The organism is uncultured Sphingomonas sp., from assembly GCF_964244235.1.
Lineage (GTDB): Bacteria > Pseudomonadota > Alphaproteobacteria > Sphingomonadales > Sphingomonadaceae > Sphingomonas.
In genome coordinates, this window is sequence record NZ_CAXTII010000046.1 from 1 (window position 1) to 21,737 (window position 21,737).

Sequence of the window (21,737 nt, forward strand, 5' to 3'; positions counted from 1 at the left end):
CGTCACCCCGGGCTTGTCCCGGGGTCCATCGTGCAACGAAACCAGAAGCACGAGAATGCGCGGCACGATGGATGCCGGGACAGCCCGGCATGACGGAAGGGCGAGCGCTCGAGGCATTCATCGGACGAGCGCGGCCGTACACCCGGTTCCGATCGGATCGAAGGCTGCATTTCTTTCCCACGAAAACCCTGAACGCGCCATAAACCTCGTCTTTACGCGCTTCGGTATAGAAGCGACGCCGAAAGATGCCGCGATCGACGCACCCAGCGCGCATCACAAGGAACGGCCCGCCGAAATGACGCTCGCACCTCCATCGATCGGCCGCGATACCGGTGCGTGGGAATTGGTCGAGCGGCTGGCGCTGACCGACGGCATCGCACAGCACCCGCATGTACTCCGCCTCGGCGCGCGGCGGCCCGATCAACGCGATCTGGCGGATGCGGTTCACGCGCTTTGCGCGACGCATGGCCGCCATCCCGGCATGCCCGACGAAGCCTATGCGGCGCGCGCGCAGGAGGACGCGCAGGACTGGCTCGCCATCCTGTCCGACGCCTTTGCCGGCGAGCGCGCGTATCTGGCACGGCTGACCGCGGCGGTCGGCCCGTTGCCCTCCACCCCCGGACAACAGGCGAGCGAAGCCGCCATATCCGGACATCGTCACGCGCTGGAGATGCTGGCACGGTCCGCGCGGCGCGGTTGCGCGACCGGGGCGATCGCGGCGCTGACGATCGACTGGCGGTCGATCCGCGCCGTGCTGGACGCGGCGGCCAGGCATTTCGGGATCGACATTCCGGCGGACCCGCTACCGCCCCGGGCGGAGACCGCGACGGTCGTCACCGCGCTAGGCGGCGACCCCGCCAGCGAGCGCGCGATCAGCTTCGGCGCACAGGCGCTGTTCGCGCAGCATCGCGGGCTCTGGGACCTGCTGGAGGGGCGCACCGCCGCGCGCAATTGAAGGTCCGGACACGGTCGAGCGGCTTGCGCCGAACCGCCTGATCCGCCATCGACCGATCCGGTTTTGAAGAGAGACGGATCGGCCATGAAGCGCTTCGAAGGCACGCAGAGCTATGTCGCGACCGACGACCTGAAGGTCGCGGTCAACGCCGCGGTGACACTTCGCCGCCCCCTTCTCGTCAAGGGTGAGCCCGGCACCGGCAAGACCGTGCTGGCATACGAGATCGCCAGGGCGGTGAACGCGCCGCTGATCGAATGGAACGTGAAATCGACGACCAAGGCGCAGCAGGGGCTGTACGAATATGACGCGGTCGCCCGGCTGCGCGATGGCCAGCTGGGCGACGAGCGGGTCCACGACATCGCCAACTATATCCGCAAGGGCAAGTTGTGGGAGGCGTTCACCATGGACCAGCCCCCCGTCCTGCTGATCGACGAGATCGACAAGGCGGACATCGAATTCCCCAACGACCTCCTCCAGGAACTCGATCGCATGGAGTTCCATGTCTACGAGACGAAGGAGACGGTGCGCGCGGTGGAGCGGCCGATCGTCGTCATTACCAGCAACAACGAAAAGGAACTGCCCGATGCGTTCCTTCGCCGGTGCTTCTTCCACTATATCAAATTCCCCGATCGTGCGACGATGCAGGCGATCGTCGATGTCCATTTCCCCGGCGTCCAGAAAATCCTGGTGTCGAAGGCGATGGACATCTTCTACGACGTCCGCGACGTACCGGGGCTGAAGAAGAAGCCTTCGACGAGCGAATTGCTCGACTGGCTGAAGCTGTTGCTGCACGAGGACATGCCGCTCGACGTCCTGCAGAACCGCGATCCGACCAAGGCGATCCCGCCGCTCCACGGTGCGCTGCTGAAGAACGAACAGGACGTGATGCTGTTCGAACGCCTGGCGTTCATGGCGAAGCGGCAGGCGAACCGGCCCTGAGCGATCGGCCTTCGCTCCGGTTCGACGGGGTTACCCCGATTTCCGCAAAGCAGATCGACGATTATTCAGCGTTGCGCGGTCTGTACGACCCTCGGCCGGTGCGCATCGTCGAAGCTGGCGGGCAGTGTGCGGACCGCGTCCGGCTGGACCGCGGTCGCCGCGACGGCGGGGGCCGGCTTGCCCATCGCGAAGTGCATATCCTCTGCGAGATAGGCCTGGACCGGTAAATTGGGCGGAATATGCGCGCTGGTGCCATGAATGAAATAGCCGAGCCAGCTGACGAAGACGATCGTCGCAACCGAAGGAATGACACCGCTGGTCCCCCGGTTGGCGGCGCCGCCCGACAGGCGGACCGGGCCATTGGGCGTCTCGACATAGAGCAGGTTGATGTCGATCTTGCCCTTCTTGCCGAGATGTCCGTTGCGATCCGACCGCGCGACTTCGCCAACAGCGACCGCACCCGCCGGGATCACGACCTGCCCACGAAACGACATCGTCTCGGCGACGGTGAAATAAATCCGGTCGCCGGACTTGTTGTCCTTCGTGGACACTTGCGTGCGGGTCATCAGTGTCAGCGGCGTGCCCATCGGCACGTACATCGTGCGGTCGCCAACCACTGCTGCCGCGGGCCAATAGTTGAAACTCTGCGCGCTCGCCGTTGCGCTGATCAAGCAGCCAGCCAGCGCCAGCATCGCCCCCGTCCTGTTCATTCCCGTTCTCCATTTCGTCATCGCCGCTATGGAGCCGCTATGGAGGTGTCACTCTTGTCATCTGAAGAACGTCTATGGTTCATAGCATGATAATGATCGGAAATGATGGTTCCGCCCATTTTCGGTTAACCACATAGACTAACCCAGAGGTCACCCCGCCCCGCTAGACGGGATGCATGCGTATCGCGTGGTGCAAGCTTGGCCTCCTCATCGCATCCATGGCCGTCGCGGTGCCCGGTGTCGCCGCGCCGCTGCTCGATTATGTCGGCCAGTGCGTGCCGTTCGCGCGCGCGGCGTCGGGGATCGAGATCTACGGCGACGCCTGGAGCTGGTGGGACCAGGCGCAGGGCAAATATGAACGCGGCCACCGGCCCGAAGTCGGCGCGGTCATCGTCTTTCGCCGCACCAGCCGCCTGCCGCTCGGCCATGTCGCCGTCATCAGCCGGATCGTCGAAAGCCGGGTCGTCATGCTGACCCACGCCAACTGGTCGCGGCAGAATGGCGAGCGCGGGCATGCCGAACAGGACGTGACGTTGTACGACGTCTCGCCGAACAACGACTGGACCGACGTGAAGGTCTGGTACCGCGATTCGGAAGGGCTCGGCAGCACCGTCTATCCCGTCAGCGGCTTCGTCTACGCCCCCGGGCCGCCGACCCGCGGGCTGACCGGACGCCATCCCGACGACGTCGCCGCGCTGATCGACGCCTATGTCCCCGATGCGGGGCGGCGGGGCCACTAAGAGGTTGCGCCAGGGACGGTTGCACTGGCACGACTGCGTCGACCTCGATCGACGGAACGACCCATGCGCGCATGCTTCGCGACCCTTTTCCTCTTATTGTCCGGCACCGCATCGGCGCAGCAATTGCCGCCCGACATCCCGGCGCATTTCACCCCCGCCAATGCCGGCTTCGACCACAGCCGGACCGAAGTCGACATCCCGATGCGCGATGGCGTGAAGCTCCACGCTGTCATCCTGTCGCCCAAGGGCCTGAAGGACGCCCCGATCCTGCTCGACCGGACGCCCTACGGGGCCGACGATTCGAGCAGCAAGGCGTCGAGCGCGCACGGCGCGATGCTGGTCTCCCCCGCCAACGCGATGCTGCTGGCGGCAGGCTATATCCTGGTGTTCGAGGACGTCCGCGGCAAGCACGGATCGGAGGGGGCTTATGTCAACGAGCGCCCGCTGGCGGGGCCCCTCAACGCGTCCGGCGTCGACCATTCGACCGATGCCTATGACACCATCGACTGGCTGGTGAAGCATGTCGCCGGCACCAACGGCCGCGTGGGCATCGCCGGCACCAGCTATGACGGCATGATGGCGGCGATGGCGCTGGTCCATCCGCATCCCGCGCTGAAGGCCGCGGTGCCGGAAAATCCGGTCATCAATACGTGGATGAACGACGACGATTTCCACGGCGGCGCATTCCGGTTGATCGGATACGACTATTACTATGCGCAGGACGCGGCGAAGGGCGATGCGGGCGATCTGTGGCGCGACGCATACGACGATTACGACACCTTCCTGCGCGCAGGCTCGGCGTCGGCCTTCGTGAAGAGCCGGGGGCTCGGCCAGCTACCCTATGTCAACCGGATGCACGACCATCCGGCCTATGACGCATTCTGGCATGCGCAGGCGCTGGACGAAATCCTGCCGAAACAAAAACAGTCGGTGCCGACGCTGTGGGTCGCCGGGCAATGGGACCAGGAGGACATGTACGGCGCGGTCGCCGCATATGAGGCCGTGAGCAAGAACGATCCGGATCATGTCAACCATCTGGTCATCGGCCCGTGGCGGCATGGCGGCTGGGCGGGCGACGGATCGTCGCTGGGGGCGGTCCAGTTCGGCAGCGATACCGCGCTCTGGTTCCGCCGCAACGTCATGCTGCCGTTTCTGGACGAGCATCTCAAAACGGGGGGTAGCTTGGCGAACCTGCCGCCGGTACTCGCGTTCCGGACCGGCGCGAACGACTGGGAAAGGCTGGATCACTGGCCGCAGGCCTGCATCGCCGGCTGTCCGTCGCCCGTACAGCGGCTGTACCTGGCACCTGCTGGCCAGCTGTCCTTCACAGGTCCGCTCGTGCGGACCGCCGACGCCGCGAGCGACAGCTACGTCTCCGATCCCGCCAAGCCGATCCCGTACCGTTTGCGCCCGATCCGCCCGACCTATGCCAAGGGATCGACCTGGGGCCGCTGGCTCGCGGACGACCAGCGCGCCTTCGCGGATCGCCCGGACGTGCTCGTCTACGAAACCCCGGCGCTCACGCAGCCGGTTGCGATCGGCGGCGCACCCGTCGTCAACCTGGTCGCCGCGACGACCGGCACCGATGGCGATTTCGTCGTGAAGCTGATCGACGTCTATCCGGACGAATATCCGGAAAAGCCCGAAATGGGCGGCTATCAGCTTGGCATCGCGATGGATATCTTCCGCGGGCGTTACGCCGCGAAGGGGTTCGGAACCCCCGAACCGCTCGTCGCCAACCGGCCGACGACGATCCGCTTCGCGCTCCCGAACGCGAACCACATGTTCCTGCCCGGCCACCGCATCATGGTGCAGATCCAGTCGAGCTGGTTCCCGCTCTACGACCGCAACCCGCAGACCTATGTCGCCAATGTCCTCGACGCGAAGCCGGCCGATTACCGCAAGGCGACGGTCACGATATTCCGCACCCCGCGCGAGGCGAGCTTCGTCGAATTGCCGGTGGTGCCCGCGGACCCGGCCCCGGTTGCCACCACGCCGACCAGCGTCAGCGACTGAGGGAGAGCCGGCATGTTCCTGAATTTCCTCGACGAGCTGCGCAGTGCGGGCATCCCTGCCGGCCTGAAGGAGCATCTGCTGCTGCTCGAGGCACTGGACGCCGACGTGATCGAGCGGACGCCGGAGGATTTCTATTATCTCTCGCGCGCGGTGTACGTGAAGGACGAGGGGCTGCTCGACCGGTTCGATCAGGTCTTTGCCAAGGTGTTCCGCGGGATCGCCACGACGTTCGGGACGCAAGGGCGGGAACTGCCCGCCGACTGGCTGAAGGCGGTCGCGGAGAAATTCCTGACGCCGGAGGAAATGGAGGCGATCAAGGCGCTAGGCTCTTGGGACGAGATCATGGATACGCTCCAGAAGCGTCTGGCCGAACAGGAAAAACGCCATCAGGGCGGCAACAAGTGGATCGGCACCGGCGGCACGAGCCCGTTCGGCAATTCGGGCTATAATCCCGAAGGCGTCCGGATCGGCGGCGAATCGACGCACAAACGCGCGGTGAAGGTCTGGGACCAGCGCGAGTTTCGCAATTTGGACAACACGCGCGAACTGGGCACGCGCAACATCAAGGTCGCGCTGCGCCGCTTGCGCCGTTTCGCGCGCGAAGGCGCGGCGGACGAGCTGGATATCGACGGCACGATCGCGGGCACCGCGCGGCAGGGCTATCTCGACATCGTCATGCGCGCGGAACGGCGGAATGCGGTCAAGCTGCTGCTGTTCCTCGACATCGGCGGGTCGATGGATCCGTTCGTGAAGCTGTGCGAGGAGCTGTTTTCGGCGGCGACGAGCGAGTTCAAGAACCTCGAATTCTTCTACTTCCACAACTGCCCGTACGAGGGCGTATGGAAAGACAACAAACGCCGCTTCGCCGAACGGACGCCGATGTGGGACGTGCTGCATAAATTCGGCCACGACTATAAGCTGGTGTTCGTCGGCGACGCGTCGATGAGTCCGTACGAAATCACGCACCCAGGTGGATCGGTCGAACATTTCAACGAGGAATCGGGGGCGGCATGGATCCACCGGCTGACCACGACCTATCCCGCGGCGGTGTGGCTGAACCCCGTGATCAAGGAGCAATGGGGCTATTCGCAATCGATCGGCATCATCCGCGAATTGATGAACGATCGCATGTATCCGCTGACGCTGGGCGGTCTGGACGAGGGCATGCGCGAACTGACGCGGAAACGCTGAGGCTCAGCCGACGAGTTCCGCCACCTTCGCACGGTAGCGTTCGACCAGCTGCAGCCGGCGGTCGCGCGCCTCCGCGGTCACCGCGCACGCCGCCGCCCGGTGCTCCATGCTGATACGCCGTGTGTAATATCGAAGATCGGATTCCATGCGGGACGGTCCCTCCCCGGTTCGCCACAGTTGATATGTGATAATGGCGCGCCGCAGAGTCCATGATCAAATCCGCCGTTTCGTCCAATCGACGCCTACATACGATGGATCGCGCCGCCGACGACCGGATAGGGGGTGCCAGTCGTCCCCGGATAGCTGATCGGCAGCCCCTGCAGCGTTCGGGCCGCCATATAGGCGAAGCCCTCCGCCTCCACCGAATCGCCGTTCCATTCAAGCGAGTCACTCGACTCGGGGGTCAGCCCGGTGTGAGTCGCGATGGCGCGGAGCAGCGTCGGATTGTGTCGCCCGCCCCCGACAACGATCAAGCGGCGCGGTATTGTGGGTAGCAGACGAAGCGCCAGCGCAACGGTCTGTGCGGTAAAATCGGTCAGCGTGGCGGCGCCGTCCTCGACCGACAATCCCCGCGCCGGCTGGATCGTGAAATCGCCGCGGTCGAGCGATTTGGGCGGGGGTGCGTCGAACCAGGGATTGTCGAGCATAGCCGTCAAGACGGTGTCATCCACCCGGCCCGCTGCGGCGATCGCTCCGCCTTCGTCGAACCGCAGCCCGCGCACCTCCTCGACCCAGCTGTCGATCAGGCCGTTCGCCGGACCGGTGTCGAACGCCACCAGATTGCCGTCCGGGCCGATCCAGGTCACGTTCGCTACGCCGCCCAGGTTCAGGATCGCGAGCGGCTTCTCCAGCCCGGCGGCCAGCGCGGCATGGTACACCGGCAATAGCGGTGCTCCCTGCCCGCCGGCCGCGACGTCCGCGCTTCGGAAATCGGACACCGTGGTGATCCCCGTCGCCGCCGCGATCACCGCGCCGTCGCCGATCTGCCAGGTCCAGCCGCGATCGGGCCGGTGCGCGACGGTCTGGCCGTGATAGCCGATGACGTCGATGTCCGCGGCCGAAACCTGCGCCTCCGCCAGCAGCTTGCGTACCGCCAGGACGTGGCAGCGGTCGATCAGTTCGCCGGCGGCGGTCAGCGGCTGACTGGCGCGCGGCCGGTCATAGGTGAGCGCCGCCGCGGTCGCTGCCGCCAACTGCGCGCGCGCCGCATCCGAATACGCCTCGCCCCGAAACGCGATGGGCCGGACATGCTCGCGCCCGTCGGTCTCGATCAGCGCGGCATCGATCCCGTCGAGCGAGGTGCCGGACATCAGGCCTATCGCTAGCATCGTCTTCCCGTTCGCCATCGATCCTGTTCCCCGCATTCGCTTTTACCCCTCCCCGGCGAAGGCCGGGGCCCAATAGCGAAGGTCGGGGTCGGAGAGCGTATAGCGCCGCCGCGATCGTCCCGCCAATGGGCCCCGGCCTTCGCCGGGGAGGGCTTGCTTGGCAAAACACCTCATATTGTTCATTTCGAGCGAGCGGCGAGACGGCGTATCGACCGAGGCTGGAAAATTCGCGCCGCTTGGCGTATGGCGTGCGCTTCCAATGGCAGCCCGTCTCCCTTCCCCGCCGCGCGTCGGCATGGTTTCGCTCGGCTGTCCGAAGAACCTGGTCGACAGCGAACGCATCCTGACCCAGCTTCGCGCCGACGGCTATCATATGTCCCCGGATTATGCGGGCGCGGACGTGGTGCTGGTCAACACCTGCGGCTTTCTCGACAGCGCGAAGGAGGAAAGCCTGGAGGCGATCGGCGAGGCGATCGCGGAGAACGGCCGCGTCATCGTGACCGGCTGCATGGGCAAGGAAGCCGAGACGATCCGGACGCGCTTCCCGCAAGTGCTCGCGGTCACGGGCGCGCACCAGTACGAACAGGTGGTCGAGGCGGTACATCTGGCGGCCCCCGCCCAACGGTCGCCCTATCTCGATCTCGTCGGTACACGGGAGCACCCGGCAGGCGGCGCGGTCGAAGATACCGACCTGAAGCTGACGCCGCGCCATTACAGCTATCTGAAGATTTCGGAGGGTTGCAATCATCGCTGCGCCTTCTGCATCATCCCGAGCCTGCGCGGCGATCTGGTCAGTCGTCGTCCCGACGCGATCCTGCGCGAGGCGGAGAAGCTGGTCGCCGCGGGGACGAAGGAGTTGCTGGTCATCAGCCAGGACACGTCGGCCTACGGCGTCGACATCCGCCACCAGCCGCGCCCCTGGCATGGTCGCGACGTCCGCGCCCACATGACCGATCTCGCGCGCGAACTCGGGCATATCGCTCCGTGGGTCAGGCTGCATTATATCTACCCCTACCCCCATGTCGATCAGGTCATCCCGCTGATGGCGGAGGGACTGGTGCTGCCGTACCTGGACATCCCGTTCCAGCATGCCGCGCCGGCGGTGCTGCGCCGGATGAAGCGCCCGGCGAACGACGCGAAGGTGCTGGAGCGGATCCACGCCTGGCGCGACATCTGCCCCGACATCGCGATCCGGTCGACCTTCGTCGTCGGTTTCCCCGGCGAGACGGAAGGCGATTTCCAGTATCTGCTCGACTGGCTGGACGAGGCACAGCTCGACCGCGTCGGCGCCTTCCGCTTCGAACCCGTCGAGGGCGCGACGGCGAACGACCTGCCCGATCCCGTGCCCGAGGCGGTGAAGGAGGAACGCTACGCGCGGATCATGGAGAAGACTGCCGCCATCTCCGCTGCGAAGCTGACCGCGAAGGTCGGCCGCACGATCGACGTCCTGATAGACGTGGTCGATCACGAAGGCGGCGCGACCGGACGGTCCAAGGCCGACGCGCCCGAGATCGACGGCGAGGTGTTTCTGCGCGACGCGGCGTATCTGGCGGTCGGCGATATCGTGTCGGTCGTCGTCGAGGATGCGGACGAACACGACCTTTACGGCGTGCCCGTCAGTGGCGATAGGGTAGCTTGAACTTCACCCGCTGGGTCGCCGCGCCACAGCCCAGTGCACCTTCGGGCCGATAGCTTTTCGCATAGCGTGCGCCACCTATCGTCTCCTCGCCCGCCTTGGTGAAGATGAAGGGCGGATAGCTGATGATCGCGCGCTGGCCCTGGACATGGCCGTTCGCCGCGATGTCGAACTGGGTCAGCGTCCAGCCCTCGAACCCCCAACGCTGCGCTTCCGTCGGAAAGGTCCCGCCGACCGACAGAAACGCGGGTGGCGCATCGATCAGCGCGCATTGATCGGCGGTCAGCCCGGTCTGGTCGAACGCGACCTTGGCCGCGGCGGTATCGCCGGCACGCTGCTCGATCGAGGCGATCTGCAATAGCGCGGCGATCTTCAACGGATCGGTCTTTTCCAGCGCGGGGTCGTCCACCACTTGCCGCAACCAGTCGCGCATCTGCGGATCGGGGTGCCGCGGATTGCCGCCGGCCGCCATACTGACCCTGATCGCCGCGCGGGCACGCGGATCGTCCGCATAGGGGCGCAGCGCAAGCAAGGCGCGAAGATCGACCGCATAGCCCTTGGCACGCCGCCCCTCCGCCTTCGCCGATTCGCGTGCATCGAGGTCCAGCGCGAGCCGGGCCAGCGGCGGCGCACCGTCCGCATCGGCGGCGGCGAGCGCGCGCAAAGCGATGGCATGTTTCTCGTCCGCGGGCACGATCGGGTTGTTCAGCAACGGCAGACTGGCCGCAATCGTGGCACGCCCCGCGGGCGCACCGGCGAGGCGTGCGCGCTGGGTCGGCAACACCGATACTGCCGAGCTATCGGGCGCGTCGGCGACCATCGCCCCCTTGTCGACCAGCCACCGGATCACCGCATCGTTCATCGCGCTGCGGATCGATGGCCGCGTGAATGCCGTGGAACAGCGCATTTCCACCCGCGCCCGGTAGCGGAAGAAACGCGGGAGCGCCTTGACCTCGTCGGGCGTCCAGCTCCAGCGAGTGGCCGCGCGAGCGAACTCCAGCGCGACCGCACCGCCGCCCGCGGCGTAGATCGGCGCCGCCTGCAGAACCGAACCGTCCTCGGCAATCGAAAACTCCACGACCGCAAGGTCGGCCGGCTTCAATCCCGCTTCGCCGCCGCAATCGGGCGGGGTCATCTGCACCGCGGGATTGAACGATCCGTCCGCGATGCGCCCCGCGCCGGTATACGCCATGTATTTGCGCGCCGTCTCGGCATCCCCGGCCAGCATGGCGGCGATGGCAGTATCCGATCGGACGGCAACGTCGTTCAGGTCGCTTTTCTCGGTCAATCCGCCAAACAGCTCAACCGCAGACGCGGACGCTTTCTGCGCCTCGCGAAAACGGCCCTGGTTCAGATAGAGCAGCCCATGCGCGCGCATGACCTGGCCGCGGACCACCGCATCGCTCTTGTTGCTGGCCAGGAGCGCGTCGATCCGACCGAGCGCGGCTTCCGCCCCGGCGGGGTCGACGAAGATGTCGGTGTTTGCAATCCCCAACGCCGCCGCCAGCTTATCGCCCGGCAAGATCGCCGTCGCTTCCGCCGCGCGATAGGCTTCCACGGCACTCGCATAATCGAGCGCCTCCCGCGCGATCCTGCCGAGCATCGACTGCGCAAGGAATCGGTCTTCCGCCAGGCTGGCGTCGCTGGGCGCCAGGACGGCCAGTCCGGCGCGCGCCGCAGCGGCTGCCTCGTCCTTGCGGTCGAGTGCAAGCAGCACGTCGCTTTCGCGGATATGTACGATTGCCAAGCTGCGCGGGTTCTTGGCCACGCGCTGCTCGAGCGCGGTCCAGGCGAGCGCCGCCACCTTGTCGTCGCCCGCGGTCGCGGTGGCCGCCGCCTCGAACTGCTGCTGGACCGTCATCGCGGTTTGCTGCGCGATCGCCGCGTCGCCGAGCACCACCGCCAGCGCGAGCCCCGCCGTCATACCAATCCCATTCAGCGCCCCGCCTCCAACACTCGGCGCGTTGTGCCGCGCGCTAAAGCAAATTGCCAGAGGGTCTGTAAGCCGGGTTCTGTCCATCCCCGCCTGCGCGGAGACTGTGCGACCATTCCTCTAGGACGACGCTTGCGCGCCGCCTCAAGCGACCAACCCGGATGGCAGGCGGGAACACGCCCCGGGGCGAACCCCATGCCATCCCTATTCGGTCTTGCTCCCGGTGGGGTTTGCCGTGCCGCTTCCGTTACCGGTCGCGCGGTGCGCCCTTGCCGCACCCTTTCACCCTGACTTGGCCGAAGCCGTAGCCGTCTGCTCTCTGTGGCACTTTCCCTGACCCCGGATCGAGCCCGGAGCCGCCGGGCGTTACCCGGCACCGTTGTTCCATGGAGCCCGGACTTTCCTCGCGCGTCCGAAAACGCCCGCGGCCGCCCGACCCTCTGACGTACCCCCCCTAGTCGTCACCCTGCGGTTTGGGAAGCAGGAGCGCGAGCAGGATCATCCGGCATTCGCCATCGATCTCGCCGTCGATCAGTTCGGGGCGGAAGCGGCGCTGGAACGCCATGATCGCGGCCATCCGGTCCTCGACATCGTAACCGAAGCGCTCAAGCGCCAGCAGGAAGCCGGCCTCGGTCCACATCGGGTCCATCAGGTTGCGGGTCGGGCGCGGCAGCGCCAGACGGAGCCTGGCGAGCATATGCCACGGAAACAATTCGCCGGGATCGCGCTTGCGCGCCGGGGCGACGTCGGAATGGCCGACCACGTCGCCGCGTCCGATGCCGTAACGCGCCTTGATATCGGCCACGAGCGGCACGAGCGCGCCGATCTGCTCGTCGGGAAACGGCCGATAGCCGAATTCATGCCCGGGATTGACGATCTCGATCCCGATGCTGGCCGAATTGACGTCGTCGATCGTCCGCCAATGCGCGCGGCCCGCATGCCAGGCACGCTTGTTCTCCGCGACCATCCGGACGATCGTGCCGTCTTCCGCGACGACGTAATGCGCGGAGACCTTCGCTGCCGGATCGCGCAACCGCGCGATGGCGGCGGGGCCGTCCTTCATGCCGGTATAATGCAGCACGATCATCGACACCGGCAGCGCGCGCTCGTCGAAATTGGGCGAGGGCGTATCGATGATCGGTAGTAGAAACGTCACCGCGGATGCTTGGCGGAGCAGACCCGCAATGTAAACCGTCAGCCGGTGTGGGTGTAGAGCCCGCGATGCGTCTTGCTCGGCATGAAGGCACGCGTCTGGCCGATCACCGTCTCGCCAGCGCCGAGCGCCAGCGTCCCGCCGGAGTTCATCGCGGCCGCGACCCCCGCGAACGCCGTCGCCTTGGTCTCGGGCGCAAGGTACAGCAGCACGTTGCGGCACAACACGATATCGAACCGTCCGGGCGGCGGCCGACCCCCGACCAGATTGTGACGGCTATAGCGAACCGCGCCGGTCAATACGGATTTCGCGATCCAGTCCGCACCGTCGCTGTCGAACCAGCGCATCATCCGCCGGATCGGCAATCCGCGCTGGATTTCGAACTGGGTATAGCGACCGATCTTGGCCCGCGCGATCGCGGCGGCGGATACGTCGGTCGCGACGATCTCCGGCGCGCGTTTGCCGGTGTCTTCGGCACGTTCGGCAAAGACCATCGCCAGCGACAGCGGCTCCTGGCCGGTCGAGCAACCCGCGCACCAGATACGCGGCACGCGACCCGTCTCCTCGACCGCCGCGACGGCCTCGACGATCAGGTCGAACACCTGCGCATCCCGGAAGAACGAGGTTTCATGGTTCAGCAGCGCATCGACGATGGCATCGCCGATCGTCGGCTCGGTCCCGTCGAGCAACAGCTGGACGAGCCGGTCGAGCGAGTTGAAGCCGCGGTCGCGCAGCAGCGGCTTGAGCGCGGTGTCGATCCGCCAGGACCGGTACGCCGCCATCTGCTGCCCGGTCCGCGCCTCCAGCAGCGCGGTCAGGACGCTGACCGTGGTCGAGGATGCGCCGGACGCGAGGATCGGTTCGTGGATCATGGCTTCGGACGCGCCGCGATCAGTCGGCCGATCGCGTCGGGGGGCATCGTGGCGCTGACGACGCCCGTCGCCACCGCCGCGCCGGGCATGCCCCATACGACCGAGCTGGCGACATCCTGCGCAACGACCGCGCCGCCGGCCTGATGCAGGCGGACGGCCCCGGTCGAGCCGTCGCGACCCATGCCGCTCAGCACGATGCCCAGCGCCCTTGCGCCAAAGACCTCGGCGATGCTTTCGAACATCGGATCGATCGATGGCAGACAGCCGCTGGCGACCGGATCATCGACCAGACGGATCGCCGCGCCGTCGGTCAATGCGACGACTTTCATATGGTGGTCGCCAGGTGCGACGACGATCCGGCCGGGGCGGATTCGCATGTAATCGGTGGCGACTTCGCACGGTCGGCCGCCGAGCACCGCCAGCTGCGCCGCGAAATGTGACATGAAGGTCGCAGGCAGGTGCTGCGTGATCAGGATCGGGGCGCTGAACGATGCGGGCAATTCGCGCAGCAACAGGCTGAGCGCATGGATCCCGCCGGTCGAGGCACCGATCGCAACGACATCGAACGTACCGCGTCCCGATGCGGCGGATGTCGGACGCGCCGGTGCCGCTGACAGCTTCGGTTCGACATCCGCGCTGGCGACCTTGGGTACGACGAGCGCCGGTGGGTCGAACAAACGATCGAGCCGTTCGGACAGCAGTTCGGCAAAACGGCTCGAGGTTGTCTGGACGCCCGGCTTTACCAGCGTGTCCGCCGCACCGAGGGCGAGCGCCTGCACCGTGGCGGATGCGCCATCGGACGTCGACGCAGACACGACGAGGATTTTCGCGCCCCGCCCGGCGGTGATGAGATCGGGCAGCGCGGTCAGGCCGCTCACGCCCGGCATCTCCAGATCCAGCAGGATGACGTCGATGCGCGCGCGCATCAGGAAGGCGAAGGCGGCATCGACGTTCGCGACCGACCCCGCGACCGCGTATCGGTGGCTCGCATCGACCATGCGCGCGATCATCGACCGCGCCACCGCCGAATCGTCGATGATCAACACCGACCGGTGATCGGGCGGGACGTTGCGCGAGGAAACAGGAGATGCCGACGTCATCGTCCGACGCCGGATCAGGCCATGCCGACGATCTGGAGCTTGCTTTCCAGCGTGTCCCGGTCGAACGGTTTCATGACATATTCGTCGGCGCCCGCCTCGATGGCCGCGCGGATATACGCCATGCCGTTCTCGGTCGTGCAGAACACGACCTTCGGCCGCTTGACGATCATCGACTCGCGCAATGCGCGCAGGAAATCCATCCCGCTCATCACCGGCATGTTCCAATCGAGCAGGATGACGTCCGGTGCCGCCGACATGCACGCGTCTAGCGCCTCGCGCCCGTCGCAGGCCTCGCTCACCGCAAAGTCCATGGTTTCCAGAATATGACGCGCGACTTTACGGATCACCTTGGAGTCGTCGACGACAAGACAGGTCTTCATGGAATGGTCTTCCCCGCTAGATAGCGCGTGTGTGACAGCAAAGCGTAAGCGTCGCGTTAAGCGGCGGCGGCGAATGTCGGGACCAGAGCGGCCAGATCGACGATCAGCAGAGGTTCGCCGTCGCGTTCGATCAGGCCCGTACCGATCGTCGCCCAGCCGCGATCCAGCACCAGCCCGCGGGACAATGGCTGACGCACGAATTCGCGGACATCTTCCAGCGCCTCGACCAGCACCGCATAATGATGCCCGTCGATCCAGGCGATGACCGCGCGCGCCGTATCGGCGGGGGTCGGATCGATGCCGAGTGCGGTACCGGTATCGACCACGGTCACGACCCTGCTCCGCAGCGCGGCGAGTCCCCGGATCGCGCGGCTGGCCCCGGGAACCGCGACGATTTCACCCAGATCGACGACCGATTCGACCTGACCGGTCTCGATTGCCACCCAGCGACCGGCGATTTGTGCGACGAGGAACAATTCCATCAGGCGGCCTTTCCGGTCCGGACTTGCGTGGCGATGGCATCCAGCAGGGCAGCACGATCGTACCGGTAGATACTGGCGTCGTCGGGCCCATTCTGGCCAACGTCGCGCCGCAGCCGCAGGGTCGGCAAGCCCGGCGTTTCGACCGCGCCTTCCATCGCCAGCGCGATGGCGGGTCGTTCGCCAGCGAGCAATTCGGTGACGCAGCGATAGCCGCTCGCCTCCAGCGCCGGCTGAAGAAAGGTGCGCATCCAGCCGCGGGCATCGTCGTTCAACAGGCAGATCGTCCGGTCCGCGACCGGTCCCTCCTCGCCCGCGAACATCGCATGAATGTCGATCAGTTCGACCTGTTCGCCCTCGATCATCACCACGCCCGCGATCGGCCCGTTCCCGTAAGCGGGTGCGGTATCCGCGGGCAGGGTGACGATCTCGATCGGGTCGGCGACGGCGTAGCCGATCTCGCGCAGGCCGTCGGTCAGCCGCAATACCGTCAATACCGGGCGAACGGCATGATCCGCCACCGCGTGGAGCACGATCAGATTGCCGCCGATCGCGATCCGCAACCGCCCGGCGCTGTGCCGAACCGATGTCGCCTCCACCTGTTCGACCCGGTCGATCGCGGCGAGCGGCATGACCCTGCGACGACCGTCGAGATCCTCGAACAGCAAGGCGGCCACACCCGGCTCCTCGATCTGCGCGACCTCGGTCTCCTGGACGACCAGCTGGTCGAAGCGCAGCCCGGCGATCTTGGCGATCCCCGCGCCGTCGAGCAGCAGCATCGGCAGGCCGCTGTCGGGCAAGGTCTGGCCGGCGTACAGCCCGGTCGCCATCACCGCCGGCGCGGCGGGTTTCACCACCAGTTCCTCGGTATCCAGCACTGCCTCGATCGCCAGCGCATAGGTGCCGTCGCGCGTCGATACGATCGCCAGCGTTTCTGCGGACGGGGTGCCGACGCCGATCAGGCCGGCCAGATCGACCAGCGGCAACCGGCGGCCGCGCACGGTTACCACTGGACGGCCGCCGATGACGTCGGTCCGCACGGAGGTACCCGACAGCTTGACGATCTCCTCGACCGACTGCCGGGCAAGCGCGAAGCGTTCACCGCCTACGCCGACGACGATCGTCGGCAGGATCGACAGCGTCAGCGGCACCAGGATGACGATCGTCAGACCCTGCCGCGGCCGGTTCTGCAGCACGATCCGGCCGCCGATATGTTCGATATTGGCGCGCACCACGTCCATGCCGACGCCGCGTCCGGAAATCGAGGTGACGCTGTCGCGGCTGGACAGGCCGGGTTCGAAGACCAGAGCGACCTTCTGCGCCTCGTCCATCGCGGCGATCTGCGCTGCGGTATGCAGCCCGCGCGCGATCGCCTTTGCGGCGACGGCGGCGACGTCGATCCCGCGGCCGTCATCGGCGATCTCGACCACGATCTGGTTGCCTGCCTGCCGCGCGGACACGGTCAACTGCCCGGTATCGCGCTTGCCCGCGGTACGGCGATCGGCGGGGGATTCCAGGCCGTGATCGACCGCGTTGCGAATGATGTGGACCAGCGGATCGCGCATCATCTCGATCATCTCGCGGTCCAGTTCGACATCCGCACCGTCGATATCCAGCGTCACGGATTTGCCCAGTTCGCCCGCCGTGTCGCGCACCATGCGCGGCAGCGCGGAAAACAGCGCTTCGATCTTTTGCATGCGCGTCCGCGTGACGGTCTCGCGCATCTCGGCCACGGTCAGCGACAGGCGCTCCAGCGCGGTCTCGACCCGCGGGTCGACCACCTCGTCGCGCAGCCGCCGCGCGAGTTCGTTGCGCGCCAGCACCATGTCCGACATGCCGCTCATCATCCGGTCGAGCAGGTCGACGTTCAGCCGGATGGTGCGCGTCGGCGCGCGCGGCACCACCGTCTGCGCGACCGGTGCCGCGGCAGGCGCGGCATCTTCCGCCAGCGCCGCGATCAGCAGGTCCTCGGACGAATCGTCCAGCGGAATGCCGGCATCGATCGCCTCGACCACCTCGCCGATCCGGTCGACGATCGCCAGCACGGCACTGACCAGTGCCGCATCGGGGATACGCACGCCGTCGCGCACCGCCGCCAGCACGTCCTCGGCGGAATGGCTGAGGCGGAGCAGGCGCGGCAGGTCGAGAAAACCGCAGCTGCCCTTGACGGTGTGGACGAACCGGAAGATCGAATCGAGACGCGACCGGTCCGCCGGCATCGATTCCCACGCCACGATCTCGCCCGACAGCGCCGCGAGCGTCTCACGGGTTTCGGCGATGAATTCCTGAAGCAGATCGTCCATGGGTTCCCGAGCGTCTGTGGCTTGGGATGCTTCTGCACCGGTCGGGGTTAAGGCGGCGTTTACCCGGTGGCGCTCCGGTTACGCGGCAGACGCGTCGGCGGTGAACGCCGCGCCGAAGATCATGACCGCGTCCGCAGGCTCCGACACCTGCACCCGGCCCTTGCCTTGCGCGACCAACGTATGGACCAGATACGCCGCGGCCGCCCGCGCGGTGACGCCGTCGGTGCCCTCCCCCTCCACCAGCGTGCGGCGCAGATCGGGATCGAGCAGGATACGCGGTCCCTCGATCTTGATCGCGATCTCGACCTGGCCGCCATTGCTCTCGCCGCCGATGTCCAGCGTCCCGCCGCGCACCAGCGCATCGCCCGCGATCATCGCGAGGTTCAGCAGGACCTTGATCGCCGCCTTGGGCAGCGTCGGGTCCTCGACCATCCATGCCAGCGTCAGCCGCTTGCTGTCCGCGAACAATCCCTCGATCGCGGTCCTGGCCTCGCGCGCATCGACCATCTCGCCGAACCCGCCCGCCGCCCCGAACGCCAGGCGGAAGAATTTCAGCTTGTTCGCCGACGTCCGCGCGCTCTCCGCGAGCAGGTCCATGCACCGTTCGCGCATCGCCGGATCGGTCTCGTCGGCGAGCAGCTCCAGCCCGTTGTTCAGCGCACCGACCGGCGACAACAGATCGTGGCACAGACGCGAACAGAGCAGGCTGGCGAAATCGACGGGACTGACGGGCATGGGGCGTTCCTGAAAATATGCGCCGCTTGTGACGCGCGCGAGTCGCGGGCGCAAGGCGGCGGGCGGGAAAATGACGTCCGGGACGGCGCCGTTCGGGTTCGGAAGTGGAGGAAGTGGAGGCGTGCCACGCACTTTCCACTTCGGAGGGAAAAGAAGGGGTTACGTGGGTCGGGCAAGGGGCGACGGATAGCGGGGTGGCGTGGGAGGGCATCGCTCCGCCATGACATGGGCGGCGGTTTGTAGGACAGGGGCAGGGTCGGGTTTCGCCCCAACATGGACGTTCAAGTGGGCCATCCTAGCTACTGAAAGCAGCCGTTCGGTCAGCGCGATCTTTCCCGTTTCTCCATCTCCCAGCACCAATTTGGCAATCGGGAAGAGGTTTCGGGAAAGCGGAACCCTAGGACAGTCGCCAGCGCGATCGGCGGGAGGCGGTCCCGCTACGGGTTCCCAATCGGGAAGGCGTCTTGATCGAGGCAGAGACCGGTATGAATTGGCATCGCCAGTGAAACCCCGTCCCGTGCGTTAGGCTCCTCGCGTAGAGAAGGACGGAATACAATGACCAAGGTAGTGGCGATCACGGGAGCGAGTAGCGGCATCGGCGAAGCCGTCGCGTTGTATCTGGCAGCGCAGGGCGCGAAGCTTGTTCTCGTGGCTCGAGGCGAAGACAAACTGAACGCCTTGGTAGATCGGATCATTGATGACGGCGGAGCGGCCGTCGCTGTGTCGGCGGACGTGGCCCGTCGCGACGACCTCGTGAGGGTAGTGGGCGCCGCGCGTCAGCATTATGGTCGGCTTGACGTGCTTGTGAGTTGTGCCGGTGCCATGCCGATCGGGCCGCTGGATGACCTAGCCGTAGACGACTGGGATCAGATGGTCGATGTGAACCTGAAAGGGGTTCTGTACGGCATCGCCGCTGCCTTGCCCGTCTTCAGGGAGCAGGGTAGCGGTCATTTCGTCAATATCGCCTCTACCGCCGCCCGCAAGACCACGCCCAACCAGACCGTCTATTCGGCGACAAAGGCCGCCGTGTTGGCGCTGTCCGATGGATTGCGTCAGGAGCTTGCCGGTAAGCTTCGCGTCACGGTCATCTCTCCTGGCTTCACTAATACCAACTTTCTAAGCCACGTTCGTGATGACAAATTGCGCGCGCAGATGCAGGAAGCGGCCGGCGAATTCGCAATGGACCCGCAGGCCGTGGCCAAGGCCGTTGGCTACGCGATCGAACAGCCTGAAGCGGTCAACATTGGAGAGATCGTGATCCGATCACTGAACCAGCGTTGAGAGGTGAGGAGGCTTTGGCATCCCAAAAAACTATCGTTTCTGGGAATGCCGGTCGAGTGAGGGAAGGCAGTTCTTGCCCATCGCTTCCACTCGTCCGCCCTCCGCCCCGCCCTCACCGCTCTCCGCCAACCTCCTCGAACCGCCCCCGCAGCGCCCCGTCCGCAACCGCCCGCCACACCTGTACGTCCAGGCCCGCCACGATCGCCCATAGCCACCCGTTCGCGGCCGCGTCCTCGGCATCGCGGCACGAGGGAACCGCCACGCCCGACGGATGCGAATGGTAGCAGCCGAGGACCGCCGGGCCGCCTGCCCTCGCCGCGCGGTGCGCGGCGATCAGGACGACGGGGTCGATCTCGAACATGCACGACGGATCGGCGGCGACATTGCGGGAGGGACGAGCTTCCTCGACATGGCCGCCCCGGCCCAGCAGCAGCCCGCACACCTCCACCCCCGGCGATGCCGCCGCCTCCGCGACGATCCGCACCAGCAGCTCGGTTGAAATCACGCGGCCCATCGCCACATGGCTAGCCCATGGACCGGGGGGTTTCCATCATCGAAGCGACGATCGCGCGCGAGGCGGATGGCTGGCGGCTCGACCGTGCGCTGGCGGATTCGATCCGCACGCTGTCGCGCGAACGGCTGAAGGTCCTGATCGCGAGCGGCGCGGTTTCCCATGCCGGTCTCGCCTGGCGCGATTCGGCGAAGAAGGCGGTCGGCGGACAGGTGTTCGCGGTCGCGCTGCCCGACCCGACGCCCGCGCATAACGAAGCGCAGGATATCCCGCTCGTCATCGCCTATGAGGACGACCACCTCATCGTCATCGACAAGCCCGCTGGCTTGGTCGTCCACCCCGCCGCGGGCAATCTGGACGGGACGCTGGTCAACGCGCTGCTCCACCATTGCCGCGGGTCGCTGTCGGGCATCGGCGGCGTCGCACGGCCGGGGATCGTCCACCGGATCGACAAGGACACGTCGGGCCTGATGATCGCCGCGAAGACCGACCGCACGCACGAAGGGCTCGCCCGCCAGTTCCACGATCACAGCATCGACCGGCGCTACAAGGCGATCACCACGGGCGTGCCTGCTCCCGCGAACGGCAAGATCGACGCCCCGCTCGCACGCAGCCCACAGAACCGCAAGAAGATCGCGATCGTCGAGGGCGGCAAGCGCGCGGTCACGCATTACCGCACGATCGAGCCGCTACAGGGTGCGGCGTTCGTCGAATGCCGGCTGGAGACCGGGCGGACGCATCAGGTCCGCGTCCACATGGCATCGATCGGCCACGCGCTGCTCGGCGATCCGGTCTATGGCCGCTCCGGCGATGCGAAGCGTGCGATATTGGAAAGGCTGGGGTTCCGGCGTCAGGCCTTGCACGCGGCGCGTCTGGGGTTCATCCATCCGATAACGCAGGTTGCGATGGCGTTCGAAAGCGAAATACCCGCCGACATGCAGGAACTGTTCACCCAGCTTCACGTATAGATACCGGGCCTATGCCGCAGTGCGGCGAAGCCCAAGAGGGAGTAAGAACCATGCCAGCCCGCAGCAACGTCCCCGCGACGATCCCAGCGCTCGGCAGCGAGGCCGGTCTCAACCGCTACCTCGCCGAGATCAAGAAATTCCCGCTGCTCCAGCCCGAGCAGGAATATATGCTCGCCAAGCGTTTCCAGGAGCATGGCGATCCCGATGCCGCGGCGCAGCTGGTGACCTCCCACCTCCGCCTCGTCGCGAAGATCGCGATGGGGTATCGCGGCTATGGCCTGCCCACGTCCGAGCTGATCTCCGAGGGCAATATCGGCCTGATGCAGGGCGTGAAGAAGTTCGAGCCCGATCGCGGCTTCCGCCTCGCGACCTATGCGATGTGGTGGATCCGTGCGTCGATCCAGGAATATATCCTCCGGTCGTGGAGCCTCGTGAAGATGGGCACCACCGCCGCGCAGAAGAAGCTGTTCTTCAACCTGCGCCGGATGAAGTCGAAGCTCGACGCGT

Annotated in this window: 21 protein-coding genes and 1 other RNA gene; 9 read left to right on the forward strand and 13 right to left on the reverse strand. The window is 66.4% G+C overall.

Annotated elements, in window-relative coordinates:
- Positions 1–295: 295 nt before the first annotated feature.
- Both ACFE7D_RS09055 and ACFE7D_RS09060 read left to right on the forward strand, forming a co-directional pair.
- Positions 296–955 carry a DUF6975 family protein gene (locus ACFE7D_RS09055; RefSeq protein WP_375395099.1) on the forward strand — a complete coding sequence of 220 codons (660 nt, stop codon included), beginning with the start codon at positions 296–298 and terminating at the stop codon, positions 953–955.
- A gap of 84 nt (positions 956–1,039) precedes the next feature.
- On the forward strand, positions 1,040–1,894 hold the full coding sequence (locus ACFE7D_RS09060; protein WP_375395100.1) for an AAA family ATPase: 855 nt from the start codon (positions 1,040–1,042) through the stop codon (positions 1,892–1,894).
- A 65-nt stretch (positions 1,895–1,959) separates the two neighbouring features.
- Here the strand turns inward: ACFE7D_RS09060 and ACFE7D_RS09065 are convergent, their stop codons facing one another.
- Positions 1,960–2,604: a hypothetical protein gene (locus ACFE7D_RS09065; RefSeq protein ID WP_375395101.1), complete on the reverse strand. Its 645-nt coding sequence runs from the start codon at positions 2,602–2,604 to the stop codon at positions 1,960–1,962.
- Between the two features lie 218 nt (positions 2,605–2,822).
- Here ACFE7D_RS09065 and ACFE7D_RS09070 point away from each other — a divergent pair, with 218 nt between their 5' ends.
- From ACFE7D_RS09070 to ACFE7D_RS09080, 3 genes are all read left to right on the forward strand, one after another.
- Positions 2,823–3,344, forward strand: a complete 522-nt coding sequence (locus ACFE7D_RS09070; protein ID WP_375395118.1) for a CHAP domain-containing protein — start codon at positions 2,823–2,825, stop codon at positions 3,342–3,344.
- Between the two features lie 63 nt (positions 3,345–3,407).
- Positions 3,408–5,360, forward strand: coding sequence for a CocE/NonD family hydrolase (locus ACFE7D_RS09075; RefSeq protein ID WP_375395102.1), 1,953 nt, complete (start codon positions 3,408–3,410; stop codon positions 5,358–5,360).
- A 12-nt stretch (positions 5,361–5,372) separates the two neighbouring features.
- A complete protein-coding gene (locus ACFE7D_RS09080) occupies positions 5,373–6,551 on the forward strand; it encodes a VWA domain-containing protein (protein WP_375395103.1) in 1,179 nt (392 codons plus the stop codon).
- A gap of 3 nt (positions 6,552–6,554) precedes the next feature.
- On the opposite strand, the gene ACFE7D_RS09085 is transcribed toward ACFE7D_RS09080, so the two are convergent.
- On the reverse strand, positions 6,555–6,698 hold the full coding sequence (locus ACFE7D_RS09085) for a hypothetical protein (protein WP_375395104.1): 144 nt from the start codon (positions 6,696–6,698) through the stop codon (positions 6,555–6,557).
- Between the two features lie 95 nt (positions 6,699–6,793).
- Positions 6,794–7,879, reverse strand: coding sequence for an anhydro-N-acetylmuramic acid kinase (locus ACFE7D_RS09090; RefSeq protein WP_375395105.1), 1,086 nt, complete (start codon positions 7,877–7,879; stop codon positions 6,794–6,796).
- A gap of 259 nt (positions 7,880–8,138) precedes the next feature.
- Here ACFE7D_RS09090 and rimO point away from each other — a divergent pair, with 259 nt between their 5' ends.
- Complete coding sequence (gene rimO, locus ACFE7D_RS09095; protein ID WP_375395106.1) at positions 8,139–9,518, forward strand: 30S ribosomal protein S12 methylthiotransferase RimO; 1,380 nt, start codon at positions 8,139–8,141, stop codon at positions 9,516–9,518.
- Here rimO and ACFE7D_RS09100 read toward each other — a convergent pair.
- The 9 genes from ACFE7D_RS09100 to ACFE7D_RS09140 all read right to left on the reverse strand — a co-directional run bounded on the left by ACFE7D_RS09100 (position 9,496) and on the right by ACFE7D_RS09140 (position 18,470).
- Complete coding sequence (locus ACFE7D_RS09100) at positions 9,496–11,439, reverse strand: hypothetical protein (protein WP_375395107.1); 1,944 nt, start codon at positions 11,437–11,439, stop codon at positions 9,496–9,498. The genes rimO and ACFE7D_RS09100 overlap by 23 nt on opposite strands.
- A gap of 61 nt (positions 11,440–11,500) precedes the next feature.
- An RNA gene (gene rnpB, locus ACFE7D_RS09105) (RNase P RNA component class A) lies at positions 11,501–11,892 on the reverse strand.
- 10 nt (positions 11,893–11,902) lie between these two features.
- Positions 11,903–12,535, reverse strand: a complete 633-nt coding sequence (locus ACFE7D_RS09110; protein ID WP_375395119.1) for an N-acetylmuramoyl-L-alanine amidase — start codon at positions 12,533–12,535, stop codon at positions 11,903–11,905.
- A gap of 107 nt (positions 12,536–12,642) precedes the next feature.
- Complete coding sequence (locus ACFE7D_RS09115; RefSeq protein ID WP_375395108.1) at positions 12,643–13,473, reverse strand: CheR family methyltransferase; 831 nt, start codon at positions 13,471–13,473, stop codon at positions 12,643–12,645.
- Positions 13,470–14,573, reverse strand: a complete 1,104-nt coding sequence (gene cheB, locus ACFE7D_RS09120; protein ID WP_375395109.1) for a chemotaxis-specific protein-glutamate methyltransferase CheB — start codon at positions 14,571–14,573, stop codon at positions 13,470–13,472. The genes ACFE7D_RS09115 and cheB overlap by 4 nt, the downstream gene beginning before the upstream one ends.
- Before the next feature lie 14 nt (positions 14,574–14,587).
- Positions 14,588–14,953, reverse strand: a complete 366-nt coding sequence (locus ACFE7D_RS09125) for a response regulator (protein ID WP_375395110.1) — start codon at positions 14,951–14,953, stop codon at positions 14,588–14,590.
- A 56-nt stretch (positions 14,954–15,009) separates the two neighbouring features.
- On the reverse strand, positions 15,010–15,435 hold the full coding sequence (locus ACFE7D_RS09130) for a chemotaxis protein CheW (RefSeq protein ID WP_375395111.1): 426 nt from the start codon (positions 15,433–15,435) through the stop codon (positions 15,010–15,012).
- Positions 15,435–17,735: a chemotaxis protein CheA gene (locus ACFE7D_RS09135; protein WP_375395112.1), complete on the reverse strand. Its 2,301-nt coding sequence runs from the start codon at positions 17,733–17,735 to the stop codon at positions 15,435–15,437. The genes ACFE7D_RS09130 and ACFE7D_RS09135 overlap by 1 nt, the downstream gene beginning before the upstream one ends.
- A 78-nt stretch (positions 17,736–17,813) precedes the next feature.
- Positions 17,814–18,470, reverse strand: a complete 657-nt coding sequence (locus ACFE7D_RS09140; RefSeq protein WP_375395113.1) for a histidine phosphotransferase family protein — start codon at positions 18,468–18,470, stop codon at positions 17,814–17,816.
- Between the two features lie 555 nt (positions 18,471–19,025).
- Here ACFE7D_RS09140 and ACFE7D_RS09145 point away from each other — a divergent pair.
- Positions 19,026–19,751 (forward strand): SDR family oxidoreductase, encoded by a 726-nt coding sequence (locus tag ACFE7D_RS09145; RefSeq protein ID WP_375395114.1) that lies wholly within the window; start codon positions 19,026–19,028, stop codon positions 19,749–19,751.
- 112 nt (positions 19,752–19,863) lie between these two features.
- On the opposite strand, the gene ACFE7D_RS09150 is transcribed toward ACFE7D_RS09145, so the two are convergent.
- Positions 19,864–20,265 (reverse strand): M67 family metallopeptidase, encoded by a 402-nt coding sequence (locus tag ACFE7D_RS09150; RefSeq protein WP_375395115.1) that lies wholly within the window; start codon positions 20,263–20,265, stop codon positions 19,864–19,866.
- A 17-nt stretch (positions 20,266–20,282) separates the two neighbouring features.
- Between ACFE7D_RS09150 and ACFE7D_RS09155 the strand changes: the two genes are divergently transcribed.
- Positions 20,283–21,230 (forward strand): RluA family pseudouridine synthase, encoded by a 948-nt coding sequence (locus ACFE7D_RS09155; RefSeq protein WP_375395116.1) that lies wholly within the window; start codon positions 20,283–20,285, stop codon positions 21,228–21,230.
- A gap of 50 nt (positions 21,231–21,280) precedes the next feature.
- On the forward strand, positions 21,281–21,737 hold a 457-nt coding region (locus ACFE7D_RS09160), incomplete at its 3' end, for an RNA polymerase factor sigma-32 (RefSeq protein ID WP_375395117.1).